The 14,412-nt window shown below is 33.7% G+C and carries 21 protein-coding genes; all 21 read left to right on the top strand.

Annotation, left to right across the window (positions count from 1 at the left end; genetic code table 11):
* The 21 genes from rplE to ctlX all read left to right on the top strand — a co-directional run bounded on the left by rplE (position 1) and on the right by ctlX (position 14,350).
* Complete coding sequence (rplE, locus tag L0669_RS01935) at positions 1 to 552, top strand: 50S ribosomal protein L5 (RefSeq protein WP_017495015.1); 552 nt, start codon at positions 1 to 3, stop codon at positions 550 to 552.
* A 3-nt stretch (positions 553 to 555) separates the two neighbouring features.
* Entirely contained in the window at positions 556 to 825 is a 270-nt protein-coding gene (gene rpsN, locus L0669_RS01930) for a 30S ribosomal protein S14 (protein WP_031456037.1), read from the top strand.
* Between the two features lie 104 nt (positions 826 to 929).
* Positions 930 to 1,328, top strand: coding sequence for a 30S ribosomal protein S8 (rpsH, locus tag L0669_RS01925; RefSeq protein ID WP_017495014.1), 399 nt, complete (start codon positions 930 to 932; stop codon positions 1,326 to 1,328).
* Positions 1,329 to 1,346: 18 nt separating this feature from the next.
* The gene (gene rplF / locus L0669_RS01920; protein ID WP_121328839.1) at positions 1,347 to 1,889 is read left to right on the top strand and encodes a 50S ribosomal protein L6; all 543 of its coding nucleotides are present in this window, start codon (positions 1,347 to 1,349) and stop codon (positions 1,887 to 1,889) included.
* Positions 1,890 to 1,900: 11 nt separating this feature from the next.
* On the top strand, positions 1,901 to 2,251 hold the full coding sequence (rplR, locus tag L0669_RS01915) for a 50S ribosomal protein L18 (protein WP_068843789.1): 351 nt from the start codon (positions 1,901 to 1,903) through the stop codon (positions 2,249 to 2,251).
* A 3-nt stretch (positions 2,252 to 2,254) separates the two neighbouring features.
* Positions 2,255 to 2,779, top strand: a complete 525-nt coding sequence (gene rpsE, locus L0669_RS01910; protein ID WP_085950926.1) for a 30S ribosomal protein S5 — start codon at positions 2,255 to 2,257, stop codon at positions 2,777 to 2,779.
* 12 nt (positions 2,780 to 2,791) lie between these two features.
* Positions 2,792 to 2,974 (top strand): 50S ribosomal protein L30, encoded by a 183-nt coding sequence (rpmD, locus tag L0669_RS01905; protein WP_017495010.1) that lies wholly within the window; start codon positions 2,792 to 2,794, stop codon positions 2,972 to 2,974.
* A gap of 11 nt (positions 2,975 to 2,985) precedes the next feature.
* Positions 2,986 to 3,438: a 50S ribosomal protein L15 gene (rplO, locus tag L0669_RS01900; RefSeq protein WP_017495009.1), complete on the top strand. Its 453-nt coding sequence runs from the start codon at positions 2,986 to 2,988 to the stop codon at positions 3,436 to 3,438.
* A gap of 13 nt (positions 3,439 to 3,451) precedes the next feature.
* The gene (gene secY, locus L0669_RS01895) at positions 3,452 to 4,798 is read left to right on the top strand and encodes a preprotein translocase subunit SecY (protein ID WP_065450858.1); all 1,347 of its coding nucleotides are present in this window, start codon (positions 3,452 to 3,454) and stop codon (positions 4,796 to 4,798) included.
* 7 nt (positions 4,799 to 4,805) lie between these two features.
* Positions 4,806 to 5,021 (top strand): translation initiation factor IF-1, encoded by a 216-nt coding sequence (infA, locus tag L0669_RS01890; protein WP_007136545.1) that lies wholly within the window; start codon positions 4,806 to 4,808, stop codon positions 5,019 to 5,021.
* 12 nt (positions 5,022 to 5,033) lie between these two features.
* Positions 5,034 to 5,150, top strand: a complete 117-nt coding sequence (gene ykgO / locus L0669_RS01885; protein WP_072945378.1) for a type B 50S ribosomal protein L36 — start codon at positions 5,034 to 5,036, stop codon at positions 5,148 to 5,150.
* A 2-nt stretch (positions 5,151 to 5,152) separates the two neighbouring features.
* The gene (rpsM, locus tag L0669_RS01880; protein WP_007803675.1) at positions 5,153 to 5,527 is read left to right on the top strand and encodes a 30S ribosomal protein S13; all 375 of its coding nucleotides are present in this window, start codon (positions 5,153 to 5,155) and stop codon (positions 5,525 to 5,527) included.
* An 8-nt stretch (positions 5,528 to 5,535) separates the two neighbouring features.
* A complete protein-coding gene (rpsK, locus tag L0669_RS01875) occupies positions 5,536 to 5,919 on the top strand; it encodes a 30S ribosomal protein S11 (RefSeq protein WP_007803677.1) in 384 nt (127 codons plus the stop codon).
* A 95-nt stretch (positions 5,920 to 6,014) separates the two neighbouring features.
* Positions 6,015 to 6,620: a 30S ribosomal protein S4 gene (gene rpsD, locus L0669_RS01870; protein ID WP_026982953.1), complete on the top strand. Its 606-nt coding sequence runs from the start codon at positions 6,015 to 6,017 to the stop codon at positions 6,618 to 6,620.
* Positions 6,621 to 6,641: 21 nt separating this feature from the next.
* Positions 6,642 to 7,634 (top strand): DNA-directed RNA polymerase subunit alpha, encoded by a 993-nt coding sequence (locus tag L0669_RS01865; RefSeq protein ID WP_026109818.1) that lies wholly within the window; start codon positions 6,642 to 6,644, stop codon positions 7,632 to 7,634.
* 36 nt (positions 7,635 to 7,670) lie between these two features.
* The gene (rplQ, locus tag L0669_RS01860; RefSeq protein WP_029272056.1) at positions 7,671 to 8,162 is read left to right on the top strand and encodes a 50S ribosomal protein L17; all 492 of its coding nucleotides are present in this window, start codon (positions 7,671 to 7,673) and stop codon (positions 8,160 to 8,162) included.
* A gap of 253 nt (positions 8,163 to 8,415) precedes the next feature.
* Positions 8,416 to 9,534 carry a glutamine-hydrolyzing carbamoyl-phosphate synthase small subunit gene (carA, locus tag L0669_RS01855; RefSeq protein WP_263760919.1) on the top strand — a complete coding sequence of 373 codons (1,119 nt, stop codon included), beginning with the start codon at positions 8,416 to 8,418 and terminating at the stop codon, positions 9,532 to 9,534.
* Positions 9,535 to 9,636: 102 nt separating this feature from the next.
* Entirely contained in the window at positions 9,637 to 10,929 is a 1,293-nt protein-coding gene (gene eno, locus L0669_RS01850) for a phosphopyruvate hydratase (RefSeq protein ID WP_263760917.1), read from the top strand.
* Between the two features lie 155 nt (positions 10,930 to 11,084).
* Positions 11,085 to 12,362 (top strand): citrate synthase, encoded by a 1,278-nt coding sequence (locus L0669_RS01845; RefSeq protein WP_173971570.1) that lies wholly within the window; start codon positions 11,085 to 11,087, stop codon positions 12,360 to 12,362.
* 65 nt (positions 12,363 to 12,427) lie between these two features.
* A complete protein-coding gene (locus L0669_RS01840; RefSeq protein WP_263760915.1) occupies positions 12,428 to 13,342 on the top strand; it encodes a dimethylarginine dimethylaminohydrolase family protein in 915 nt (304 codons plus the stop codon).
* Positions 13,343 to 13,414: 72 nt separating this feature from the next.
* Positions 13,415 to 14,350 (top strand): citrulline utilization hydrolase CtlX, encoded by a 936-nt coding sequence (ctlX, locus tag L0669_RS01835; protein ID WP_263760913.1) that lies wholly within the window; start codon positions 13,415 to 13,417, stop codon positions 14,348 to 14,350.
* Positions 14,351 to 14,412: the final 62 nt, after the last annotated feature.

Genomic DNA, 14,412 nt, shown 5'->3' with positions numbered 1-14,412 from the left:
ATGGCATATACACCTAGACTAAAAGAAGAATATAAGAGTAGAGTAATCTCTGCTCTTAAAGAAGAATTCGGATATACAAACGTGATGCAAGTTCCAAAACTTGAAAAAATCGTTTTGAGCCGTGGAGTTGGTGCAGCTGTATCTGATAAAAAACTTATTGACTATGCAGTTGATGAGTTAACAAAGATCACTGGACAAAAAGCAGTATCTACAATTTCAAAGAAAGACGTTGCGTCATTCAAATTGAGAAAAGGTATGCCTATTGGAGCAAAAGTTACTTTACGTGGAGAGAGAATGTATGAGTTTTTAGATAGACTTATTACTTCTGCTTTACCACGCGTTAGAGATTTTAGTGGTATCAAAGCTACTGGTTTCGACGGAAGAGGTAATTACAACCTTGGAGTTTTGGAGCAAATCATTTTCCCGGAAATTGATATTGACAAAGTAAACAAAATTTCAGGAATGGATATTACATTTGTTACTACTGCAAAAACAGACAAGGAAGCAAAGTCATTATTGGCTGAATTAGGATTACCTTTTAAAAAGAATTAAGACATGGCTAAAGAATCAATGAAAGCCCGTGAGGTGAAAAGAGAGAAAACGGTAGCTAAGTACGCTGAAAAAAGAAAAGCTTTATTAGAAGCTGGAGATTATGAAGGCTTACAAAAATTACCTAAAAATGCTTCACCAGTTCGTTTACACAATCGTTGTAAATTAACAGGTAGACCAAGAGGTTATATCCGTCAATTTGGTATTTCACGTGTAACTTTCCGTGAGATGGCTAATAATGGGTTAATTCCTGGAGTTAAAAAGGCGTCTTGGTAATCTCGCAATAAGTTATTACTTTTGCAAACCAAAAAATAATTTTAATTGATTAAAGGTTCGGGAGGCGGGTGCCTCCCGAAAACCATAATCGCAATCAAATACATATGTATACAGATCCTATTGCAGATTATTTGACTAGAGTTCGTAACGCTGTGGCTGCAAACCACAAAGTTGTTGAAATTCCAGCTTCTAATCTAAAAAAAGAAATAACTAAGATCTTATTTGATCAAGGTTATATCTTGAGTTACAAATTTGAGGACAACTCTGTTCAGGGTTCAATCAAAATTGCTTTGAAGTACGATAAAGATACTAAAGAGCCTGTAATTAAAGATATCCAAAGAATTAGTAAACCTGGTTTACGTAAATACGCAGGTGCTGCCAAATTACCAAGAATCCTTAACGGATTAGGAATTGCAATTGTTTCAACTTCTAAAGGTCTTATGACTGGAAAACAAGCTAAACAATTAAATGTAGGTGGTGAAGTAATTTGTTACGTATACTAATTTTAAAGACTAAATAAGATGTCAAGAATAGGTAAAAGCCCAATTGTAATTGCTGCTGGAGTAACTGTAGAAGTTAAAGACGGTATCATTACGGTAAAAGGAAAAAAAGGTCAACTAACTCAGGAGTTTTCGGACATTACTGTAAAAGTTGAAGGCGATCAAGTTTTATTAGAAAGATCGTCTGATCATAAAGACCAAAGAGCAAAACACGGATTATACAGATCGTTAATCAATAACATGATTGTTGGTGTATCTGAAGGTTTTACAAAAGAACTTGAATTAGTTGGAGTTGGTTATAGAGCTTCAAACCAAGGTCAAAAGTTAGATTTAGCTCTTGGATATTCTCACAATATTGTTTTAGAAATTGCTCCAGAAGTAGCTTTAGAAACAATATCTGAAAAAGGAAAAAACCCTATCGTAAAATTAACATCATTTGACAAACAACTTTTAGGACAGGTTGCTGCGAAAATCAGAGGTTTCCGTAAGCCTGAGCCGTACAAAGGAAAAGGTGTTAAATTTGTGGGTGAAGTATTAAGAAGAAAAGCAGGTAAATCAGCTTAAAAAATAAGATTATGTCATTAACAAAATCTGATAGAAGACAGAGAATTAGATTCAGAATTAGAAAATCGATTAGTGGTACTGCTGCTAACCCAAGACTATCTGTATTTAGAAGTAACAAAGAAATTTACGCTCAACTTATTGATGATGTAAATGGAGTTACTATTTTAGCTGCATCTTCAAGAGAAAAAGAAATAGGAAAAGGTACTAACGTTGAAATCGCTGCTGCTGTTGGAAAATTAGTTGCAGAGAAAGCGTTAAAAGCTGGGATAGAAACCATCACTTTTGATAGAGGTGGATATTTGTATCACGGTCGTATTAAATCATTAGCAGAAGGCGCAAGAGCGGCTGGACTTAAATTCTAATATATTATGTCTAAATACAAAAATGTAGAATTGGTAAAACCAAGTGGTCTTGAACTTAAAGATCGTCTGGTAAGTGTTAATCGTGTTACTAAAGTTACAAAAGGTGGTAGAGCTTTCGGTTTTTCTGCTATTGTAGTTGTAGGTGATGAAAACGGAGTAGTTGGTCACGGATTAGGAAAATCTAAAGACGTTTCTGAAGCAATTGCGAAAGCAGTAGAAGATGCTAAGAAAAATTTAGTAAAAATTCCTTTGAATGGACAATCTGTTCCTCACGAACAAAAAGGTAAATTTGGTGGTGCACGTGTATTCTTAATTCCTGCTTCTCATGGTACAGGAGTTATTGCTGGTGGAGCTGTTCGTTCAGTTCTTGAATCAGTAGGTATTCACGATGTATTATCTAAATCTCAAGGATCATCAAATCCTCATAACGTAGTGAAAGCAACTTTTGATGCTTTATTACAAATGAGAAGCGCTCATACTGTTGCAAAACAAAGAGGTGTTTCTTTAGAAAAAGTTTTTAAAGGTTAATTCAAGGAAATTATGGCTAAATTATTAGTAAAACAAGTAAGAAGCAAAATCAACTGTCCTCTTTCTCAAAAAAGAGGTTTGGAAGCTTTAGGTCTACGTAAAATGGGACAAGTTGTAGAGCATGATTCAAATCCTGCTATCCTTGGTATGATAAACAAAGTTAAACACTTAGTTTCTGTCGAAGAAGCTAAATAACAAATACTGTTATGAATTTAAGTAACTTACAACCAGCTGAAGGGTCAACACACAATCAAAATAAAAGATTAGGTAGAGGAGAAGGTTCAGGAAAAGGTGGTACTTCTGCAAGAGGTCACAAAGGAGCAAAATCTCGTTCTGGTTATTCTAAAAAGATTGGTTTTGAGGGAGGGCAAATGCCACTTCAAAGACGTGTGCCTAAGTTTGGTTTCACAAACATCAATCGTAAAGAATACGAAGGTGTTAATTTAGATACGCTTCAATTATTAGTAGACAATGGTGTGATTACTGATTCTGTTTCAATGACAGATTTCGTAGCAAATCGTCTAGCTACCAAAAATGAAATCGTTAAGATTTTAGGTAGAGGAGAATTGAAAGCAAAATTAAAAGTAACTGCCCACAAATTTACTGCTACTGCAAAAGCTGCTATTGAAGCTGCTGGTGGAGAAGCTGTAACTATATAACTTATCTACTAAGATGAAGAAATTTATTGAATCAATAAGTAATGTTTGGAAAATCGAAGAACTGAAAAACAGAATCTTAATTACATTAGGATTGCTTTTAGTATATCGTTTTGGTGCACACGTAACGCTACCTGGAATTGACGCAACTCAATTAACAGGTTTAGCGGGACAAACTAAAAATGGTTTAGGATCTATCCTAGACATGTTTACAGGAGGTGCTTTCTCTAAAGCTTCAGTTTTTGCTTTAGGAATTATGCCTTATATTTCTGCATCTATTGTTGTTCAGTTAATGGGAATTGCGATTCCTTATTTGCAAAAACTTCAAAACGATGGAGAGAGTGGTAGAAAAAAGATTAATCAAATCACTCGTTGGTTGACTATAGCTATTACACTGGTTCAAGGTCCAACTTATATCTACAATTTATACAGAACGTTACCTGGTAGTGCATTCTTACTAGGCTTTAATTCACCTGAATTTTTGTTCTCTTCTGTTATTATCTTAGTTACTGGTACTATTTTTGCTATGTGGCTTGGGGAAAAAATTACAGATAAAGGTATTGGAAATGGAATTTCATTATTGATTATGGTTGGTATTTTGGCGCGTTTACCGCAAGCTTTTATCCAAGAGTTTACAACCAGAGTTACCAATAACAATGGTGGTCCAATGTTGTTAGTTATTGAAATTATTGTTTGGTTATTAGTGATCATTTCTTGTGTATTGCTTACAATGGCAGTACGTAGAATTCCTGTTCAGTACGCTCGTCGTACTACAAGCGGGGATTACGAACAAGATTTGGCAGGTGGTAATAGACAATGGATTCCTCTTAAGCTTAATGCTTCGGGGGTTATGCCTATCATCTTTGCTCAGGCAATTATGTTTATACCTGCAGCTGTAGCTGGATTGTCTAAATCAGACACATCACAATCTATTGTTGGTGCATTTAGTAATATGTTCGGATTTTGGTATAACTTTGTATTTGCAACTTTAATTATTGTATTTACATTTTTCTATACTGCGATTACAGTTCCTACTAACAAAATGGCTGACGATTTAAAAAGAAGTGGTGGTTTTATTCCGGGCGTTCGTCCAGGAGCTGAAACTTCAGAATTTCTTGATAAAGTGATGTCTTTAATAACTTTCCCAGGATCTTTATTCCTTGCTTTGATTGCTGTGTTCCCAGCTATTGTTGTAAGTATTATGGATGTACAACAATCTTGGGCAATGTTTTTTGGAGGTACCTCGTTAATAATTATGGTTGGGGTTGCAATAGATACTATTCAACAAATCAACTCATACTTGTTAAACAAACATTATGATGGTTTAATGAAGACTGGTAAAAATAGAAAAGCAGTAGCTTAATTTTTATATGGCAAAACAATCAGCAATAGAACAAGACGGATCAATCATCGAAGCATTGTCAAATGCGATGTTCCGTGTAGAGTTAGAAAATGGACATATCGTAATTGCTCATATTTCTGGTAAAATGCGTATGCATTACATCAAGTTATTACCTGGTGATAAAGTGAAACTAGAAATGAGTCCTTATGATTTGTCAAAAGCAAGAATTACTTATCGATATTAAAGGATATTCACTATGAAAGTTAGAGCATCAGTAAAAAAGAGAAGTCCCGAGTGCATCATTGTGCGTAGAAAAGGGAGATTGTACGTAATAAACAAAAAGAATCCTAGATTTAAACAAAGACAAGGATAATTATGGCAAGAATAGCAGGGGTAGATATCCCAAAAAATAAAAGAGGTGTTATAGCACTTACCTATATCTTTGGATTAGGAAGAAGTAGAGCTATTGAGATTTTAGAAAAAGCTCAAGTTAGCCAAGACAAAAAAGTTCAAGATTGGAATGATGATGAGATCGGAGCGATTCGTGATGCTGTTTCATTTTACAAAATTGAAGGAGAATTACGTTCTGAAGTTTCTTTAAACATCAAACGTTTGATGGATATTGGTTGTTACAGAGGTATTCGTCATAGATCTGGTCTTCCGTTAAGAGGACAAAGAACTAAAAACAACTCTAGAACAAGAAAAGGTAAAAGAAAAACTGTTGCTAACAAGAAAAAAGCAACTAAATAATAAGTAATATGGCTAAAGCAACTGCAAAAAAACGTAAAGTTATCGTTGAATCAACGGGAGAAGCTCATATTTCTGCTACCTTCAATAACATCATCATTTCTTTGACAAACAAAAAAGGTGAAGTTATTTCTTGGTCTTCAGCTGGTAAAATGGGTTTCAGAGGTTCTAAAAAGAATACTCCATACGCAGCCCAAATGGCAGCAGAAGATTGTAGTAAAGTAGCTCTTGAGGCTGGACTTAAAAAAGTGAAAGTTTATGTAAAAGGACCAGGAAACGGACGTGAGTCTGCTATCCGTTCTATTCATAACGGTGGAATTGAAGTTACAGAGATTATCGATGTTACTCCAATGCCTCACAACGGATGTCGTCCTCCAAAAAGACGTAGAGTTTAATTTTATTTATTTATAGTATAAACAAGGTAGAATATAGATTATCGAAGGATTTGACCTGAATTCATAATCTCTACCTTAAATTTAATTTTTTAGAAATGGCAAGATATACTGGTCCAAAAACTAGAATTGCTCGTAAATTTGGCGAAGCAATCTTCGGAGATGATAAATCTTTCGAAAAAAGAAATTACCCACCTGGACAACACGGGATGGCTAAAAAAAGAGGAAAAAAATCTGAGTATGCTGTTCAGTTAATGGAAAAGCAAAAAGCTAAATATTCTTACGGAATTTTAGAAAAACAATTCAGAAATTTATTCAAAAAAGCATCAGCTACTAAAGGTGTTACTGGTGAAGTTCTTTTACAATTATGTGAAGCAAGATTAGATAACGTTGTTTTTAGAATGGGTATCGCTCCTTCTAGAAGAGGTGCTAGACAATTAGTTTCTCACAGACACGTTACCGTAAATGGTGAAGTTGTAAATATCGCTTCTTACCACCTTAAACCTGGTGATAAAGTTGCAGTTCGTGAAAAATCTAAATCTTTAGAAGCTATCGAACGTTCTTTATCAAATTCAAGTCATGTTTATGAATGGATTACTTGGAACAATGATCTTAAAGAAGGAACTTTCGTTTCTGTACCTGCAAGACTTCAAATTCCAGAAAACATTAAAGAACAATTAATCGTAGAGTTGTACAACAAATAATAATTGACTTAGTCGAAATTTATGGCAATATTTAATTTTCAAAAGCCCGATAAAGTTATCATGATCGATTCAACCGATTTTGAAGGTAAATTCGAATTTAGACCTTTAGAACCTGGTTATGGATTGACAGTTGGTAATGCACTTAGAAGAGTTTTGCTTTCAGCATTAGAAGGTTATGCAATTACATCTGTTCGTATCGAAGGTGTAGATCATGAGTTTTCTACTATTTCAGGTGTTGTTGAAGATGTTACCGAAATTATTCTTAATCTAAAACAAGTACGTTTTAAACGTCAAATTGAAGATATCGATAATGAAGCAGTTACAATTTCTGTTTCTGGTAAAGATCAACTAACAGCAGGTGATTTTCAAAAATTTATTTCAGGTTTCCAAGTTCTGAACCCAGACCTTGTTATCTGTAATTTAGATTCTAAAATCAAATTGAACTTCGATTTAACAATCGAAAAAGGTAGAGGATATGTTCCTGCTGAGGAGAACAAAAAACAGAACGCTGCAATTGGTACTATTTTTACAGACTCTATTTTTACTCCGGTAAAAAATGTAAAATATGCAATTGAAAACTTCCGTGTTGAGCAAAAAACAGATTACGAAAAATTAGTTTTTGAAATCAAAACTGATGGATCTATTAATCCAAAAGATGCTCTTACTGAAGCTGCTAAAGTTTTAATTCACCACTTCATGTTATTTTCTGACGAAAGAATTACACTCGAGGCTGACGAAATTGCACAAACAGAATCGTATGATGAAGAGTCATTGCATATGAGACAATTGCTTAAAACTAAGCTTGTTGATATGGATTTATCTGTGAGAGCATTAAATTGCTTGAAAGCGGCTGAAGTTGATACACTTGGTGATTTAGTATCGTTCAATAAAAATGACCTAATGAAATTCCGTAATTTTGGTAAAAAATCTTTAACTGAGCTAGATGAACTTGTAGCTGTTAAGAATTTAACTTTCGGAATGGACTTAGCTAAATACAAATTAGATAAAGAATAATTCAATCCCGCTTGCGGGATTAAATTTAAAATAGCAATGAGACACGGAAAAAAATTCAATCACTTAAGCAGACAGACTGGACATAGAAAAGCTATGCTAGCTAATATGGCTTGTTCTCTTATTGAGCACAAACGTATTAACACTACTGTTGCTAAAGCTAAAGCGCTTAAACAATTCGTTGAGCCTTTAATCACAAAATCAAAAGAAGATACGACTCACAATCGTCGTATTGTTTTTGCTTACTTACGTAGTAAATATGCGGTAACTGATTTATTCAGAGACGTAGCTGCTAAAGTTGGAGACCGTCCAGGTGGATACACTCGTATCATTAAAGTTGGAAATCGTTTGGGAGATAATGCTGATATGGCAATGATCGAACTTGTAGATTTCAATGAACTTTACAATGGTGGTAAAAAAGAAGTTAAAAAAGCTAAAAGCCGTCGTGGTGGTAAAGCAAAAAAAGCTGAGGAGACTACTCCTGAAGCTCCAGCTGCTGAATCAGAATCGACTACTGAAGCTTCTGAATAATTATGAAAGTAATGATTCTATAGAAATCAAGGATAAGCTAATTTTTAGTTTATCCTTTTTTTTTGGATTTTTTTAAAATAGTTTAAAATGTAACTTATTTTAAAACTTAGGTTTTAATTTTATGAATGAAATTTTTAAAAAATCTTGGAAGCACTCTTTTAAAGAAGTAAATTTGCAAAATATCTAATTACAAATGAAATCCGCAACGCAGGTTTCATGAAACAATTAAAAAAGAAACAATACAAATTAAATAATGAAATACACTACACGACAAAGCGCCATTTTATTACTAAGTGATGGAACTATTTTTCACGGAAAATCTATCGGAATCAGCGGTAAAACTTTCGGTGAAGTTTGTTTTAATACTGGAATGACAGGATACCAGGAGATTTTTACAGATCCTTCTTATTTTGGTCAAATTATGGTGGCTACTAATCCTCATATTGGAAATTATGGTGTTAACGATTTGGAAATAGAATCAGATAGCATCAAAATTTCAGGATTAGTTTGTAAAAACTTTAGTTTTAATTATTCGAGAGAAGATTCTTCAGGAAGTTTAGAGGATTATTTTATTAAACAAAATCTAATCTGTATTTCTGATGTTGATACCAGAGCGCTAGTAAGCTATATTCGTGATAATGGTGCGATGAATGCTGTTATTTGTACAGATGGTACTTCGATTGAAGATTTGAAAAAAGAATTGGCTAATGTGCCAAACATGGAAGGTTTAGAGTTGGCGTCAAAAGTTTCAACTACTGAGCCTTATTTTTTTGGAGATGAAAATGCGACTTACAAAATTTCGGCCTTAGATCTTGGTATCAAAAAGAATATCTTAAGAAACCTTGCAAAGCGAGATTGTTACATTAAAGTCTTCCCTTATAATTCAACTTATAAAGATTTGGCAGAGTTTAATCCGGATGGGTACTTTTTGTCAAATGGTCCTGGAGATCCGGATCCACTTTTTGGAGCAATTGAAGTAGCAAAAGAAATTTTAGCGAATGATAATCCTTTATTCGGAATTTGTTTAGGACACCAGGTAATTGCTTTAGCAAATGGTGTTCAGACCTATAAAATGTTTAATGGTCACAGAGGTATAAATCACCCGGTGAAAAACCTTATTACAGGAAAAGGTGAGATTACTTCTCAAAATCATGGTTTTGCTGTAAATAAAGAAGCGTTGGATAATCATCCTGATTTAGAGATTACACATTTGCATTTAAATGACGAAACTGTTGCAGGTATGCGTATGAAAAATAAGAATTGTTTTTCTGTACAATACCATCCGGAAGCTAGTCCTGGACCGCATGATTCTTCTTATTTATTCGATCAGTTTGTTGAGAATATAAAAGCGGCTTCTGCTAAAACGATGTAGTTAATAAAATAAAGATATTTAATTGTTAAATGTGGTATTTAATATTGAATATTTTTATAATTTCGAAAAATATTTATAATTTATTAATAAAAAACAAAAATAATGAGTATTATAATAAAAGTTCACGCAAGACAAATTTTTGATTCGAGAGGTAATCCTACTATTGAAGTTGATGTAATTACTGAGAATGGAGTTTTAGGTAGAGCTGCTGTTCCTTCTGGAGCATCAACTGGAGAACATGAGGCTGTTGAATTACGTGACGGAGGAAAAGCTTTCTTAGGAAAAGGAGTTTTGAATGCAGTGAACAATGTAAATACTGTTATTGCTGAAGAATTAGTTGGAACTTCTGTTTTCGAACAAAACACAATTGATCAATTAATGATTGATTTAGATGGTACACCTAATAAATCTAAATTAGGAGCTAATGCTATCTTAGGAGTTTCTTTGGCTGCTGCAAAAGCTGCTGCAAACGAACTTGGATTACCTTTATACAGATATGTTGGTGGTGTTTCTGCTAATACATTACCTGTACCAATGATGAATATCATCAACGGAGGTTCTCACTCAGATGCTCCTATCGCATTTCAAGAATTTATGATTTTCCCTGTAAAAGCGACTTCATTTTCACATGCTATGCAAATGGGAACTGAAATTTTTCACAGTTTGAAAAAAGTGTTACATGACAGAGGTTTAAGTACTGCTGTTGGTGACGAGGGTGGTTTTGCTCCAAACTTGGCTGGTGGTACTGAAGATGCTTTAGATACTATTAAATTAGCTGTTGAAAAAGCAGGATACACTTTTGGTGACGAAATTGTAATTGCTCTTGACTGTGCTGCTTCTGAATTTTATGTAAACGGTAAATACGATTATACAAAATTTGAAGGAGAAACTGGAAAAATCAGAACTTCAGAAGAGCAAGCTGATTATTTAGCTGAACTTGCTGCTAAATATCCAATTATCTCTATCGAAGATGGTATGTATGAAGATGACTGGGATGGATGGAAATATTTAACTGAAAAAATTGGACACAAAGTGCAATTAGTAGGTGATGATTTGTTCGTTACTAATGTTGAACGTTTATCAACTGGAATCGAAAAAGGAATTGCAAATTCAATCCTTGTAAAAGTAAACCAAATTGGTACTTTAACAGAAACTATTGCAGCTGTAAATATGGCTAAAAATGCAGGTTATACATCTGTAATGTCTCACCGTTCTGGAGAAACTGAAGATAATACAATTGCTGATTTAGCAGTAGCTTTAAACTGTGGTCAAATTAAGACAGGTTCTGCTTCTCGTTCTGATCGTATGGCAAAATACAACCAATTATTAAGAATTGAAGAAGAGTTAGGAAGTACTGCTTATTTCCCGGGATTAAACGCTTTCAAGATTAAATAATTGTAAGAGTTATATATTAAAATTAAACCATTCGTTTACACGAATGGTTTTTTTTTGGAGTTTTAACAAATTCATAGCAGTATTCTTTTTTTAATTAGTCTTAAATTCCTTAGATTTGATAAATTATTATTTTAAAGATTTATTTCCGATATATTATGTCAAAAATAGCTACATTAGAAGTAGATGGTCAAAAAATTGAACTTCCGGTAATTACAGGAAGCGAAAATGAATCAGCTATCGATATTAACAAATTACGTGATTTAACTGGTATTATTACTTTAGATCCGGGATATAAAAATTCTGGTTCTTGTAAAAGTGAAATCACATTCTTAGACGGAGAATTAGGAATTTTGCGTTACAGAGGATATTCCATCGAAGATTTAGCTGAAAAAGCTAATTTTTTAGAAGTATCTTATCTTTTAATTTTTGGTGAATTGCCAACAGCTCAACAATTAGAGCAGTTCGAAAATGGTATTAAAAAACATACTTTGGTAAACGAAGAGATGAAAAATATCATTGATGGTTTTCCAAAAACGGCTCACCCAATGGGAGTTCTTTCTGCTTTAACAAGTGCTTTAACAGCATTTAATCCAAAAGCGGTAAACGTTGAAAATGAAAAAGAAATGTACGAAGCCATTTGTAAAACAATGGGTAAATTTCTTGTAATTGCAACCTGGACTTATAGAAAAACTATGGGTTATCCGTTAAACTACTATGACAATACACAAGGTTACGTAGAAAACTTTATGCAATTAATGTTTAAATTGCCTACAGGACCTTACTCAGCTAATCCGGTTATTGTAGCTGCATTAGATAAATTATTTATTCTTCATGCAGATCACGAGCAAAACTGTTCTACATCTACAGTAAGAATGGTAGGTTCATCTCATGCTGGTTTATTTGCTTCTATCTCTGCTGGTGTTTCTGCGCTTTGGGGACCTCTTCACGGAGGTGCAAATCAAGCAGTACTTGAAATGTTAGAAGAAATCAATAAAGACGGTGGAGATACTGATAAATTTTTAGCGAAAGCGAAAGATAAAAATGATCCATTCCGTTTAATGGGATTTGGTCATAGAGTTTATAAAAACTTTGATCCAAGAGCTAAAATAATCAAAAAAGCAGCTAAAGAAGTTTTAGAAACTCTAGGAGTTGAAGATCCTATTTTAGAGATCGCTAAAAAATTAGAAACAGCAGCTTTAGAAGATGATTACTTCAAATCAAGAAACTTATATCCAAACGTAGATTTCTATTCTGGAATTATATACAGAGCTTTAGGTATTCCTACAGATATGTTTACAGTAATGTTTGCTATTGGTAGATTACCAGGATGGATTGCACAATGGAAAGAAATGCGTGAGAATAAAGAACCAATTGGTCGACCAAGACAAATTTATACTGGGCACCCGTTGAGAGACTTTAAGTCGAACAAATAAAAATATTTTAAAGCTTCACTTAACTGTGAAGCTTTTTTTATCTTTGGCCAAAATATAATAAAGTTATGTTGCAATTAAATATAAAGAACGAAACGTCGAGACTGCGTGCTGTGGTTTTGGGTTCTGCTGTTCATAATGGGCCAACTCCATCTTTAGATGAAGCCTATGATCCTAAATCTTTGGAACATATTAAAGCGGGAACTTATCCTGTCGAAAAAGATATGATTGCTGAAATGGACGCTTTTAATGCTGTATTTCAAAAGTATGATGTAAAAGTATATCGTCCTGAAATGATTGAAAATTACAATCAGATTTTTGCGAGAGATATAGGTTTCGTTATAGATGATACATTTGTAAAATCCAATATTCTTCCTGATAGAGAGCGCGAGTTAGATGCCATTCAATATATAATTGATCAGATGGATCCTTTAAAAGTAGTTCGTCCTCCGGAAGAAGTTCATATTGAAGGTGGTGATGTTATGCTTTGGAATGATCATGTTTTTATCGGAACTTATAAAGGAAGTGACTATAAAGATTATATTACAGCGCGTACAAATATGCACGGTGTTAATTTTATAAAAGAATTATTTCCTAATAAAATTGTAAAAGAATTCGATTTGGTTAAATCTAAAATCGAAGCTCGTGATAATGCGTTGCACCTTGACTGTTGTTTTCAGCCTGTTGGAAAAGATAAAGGAATTATTTATAAAAGAGGTTTCCGTGAAGAAGCTGATTATATGTATTTAGTTAATCTTTTTGGGAAAGAAAACTTATTTCATATCGAAAGAAACGAAATGTACAATATGTTTTCTAATGTGTTTTCTATAGACGAAAATGTAGTAGTTTCAGAAAAAAACTTTACCAGATTAAACAATTGGCTACGTGCAAACGGTTTTATCGTTGAAGAAATTCCTTATGCCGAGATTGCAAAGCAGGAAGGTTTATTGAGATGTTCAACTTTGCCATTAATTAGAGATTAAATTCTTTGTTTCAGGTTCCGCGTTTGTTGTAACTTAAAATTTGAAATCTGAAACAAAATAAAAATATAGAAAATGAAACAAACGACAAATGCAATAGTAATGATTCGGCCAGTTGCTTTTAGAATGAATGAGCAAACTGCTGTAAATAATTATTACCAAAAAGTATTAGACGGACTTTTGCCAAGTACTGTAAATGCAAAAGCACAGCAGGAATTTGATACTTTCGTTGAAAAATTAAGAGCTGTTGGAGTTGATGTTACGGTGATAGACGATACATTAGAAACAGATACGCCAGATAGTATTTTTCCAAACAACTGGGTTTCCTTTCATGAAAATGGAGATGTGGCCCTTTATCCAATGTTTGCAGAAAATCGTCGCCACGAACGTCGTGAAGATATTTTAGATACTCTTGAAGACAAAGGTTTTGAGATTAATAACATAATGGATTACACATCGGCAGAAGAAGATGGTTTTTTTCTTGAAGGAACCGGAAGTTTACTTTTAGATCGTGCTAATGCAAAAGCGTATTGCGCATTGTCTCCACGCGCTGATGAAGAATTATTTATCGAATTTTGTGAAGACTTTGATTATGCTCCTGTTATTTTTGAAGCTTTCCAAACTGTTGATGGAGAACGTAAATTAATCTATCATACTAATGTTATGATGTGTTTAGGCGAAACTTTTGCTGTTATCTGTGCCGATTCTATAGATGACAAAAAAGAACGCAAAATGGTTCTTGAAAATCTAAAAGCCGATAAAAAAGAAGTTATTCTGATTACCGAAGCTCAAGTAAATAATTTTGCTGGTAATATGTTAGAAGTTCGAGGAACAAATGATAAGAAGTATATCGTTATGAGTGCATCGGCACATCAAAGTCTAACTCCAAAACAAATCACTCAATTAGAAAATCATGCCGAAATTTTAAGTTCAAGCCTTGATACGATTGAAGCCTGCGGAGGTGGAAGCGCAAGATGCATGATGGCTGAAGTGTTTTTGCCAAGAAGTTAAGTTTTAGAAAATTCAAATAAAAAAATCCAAATTCCAGACTGAGATATTCAGTTTTTGGAATT

The sequence above is a fragment of the Flavobacterium bizetiae genome, assembly GCF_024271895.1.
Lineage (GTDB): Bacteria > Bacteroidota > Bacteroidia > Flavobacteriales > Flavobacteriaceae > Flavobacterium > Flavobacterium bizetiae.
Note: the sequence above shows the minus strand (reverse complement) of the source record. Positions and strands in the feature narration are given on the sequence as shown.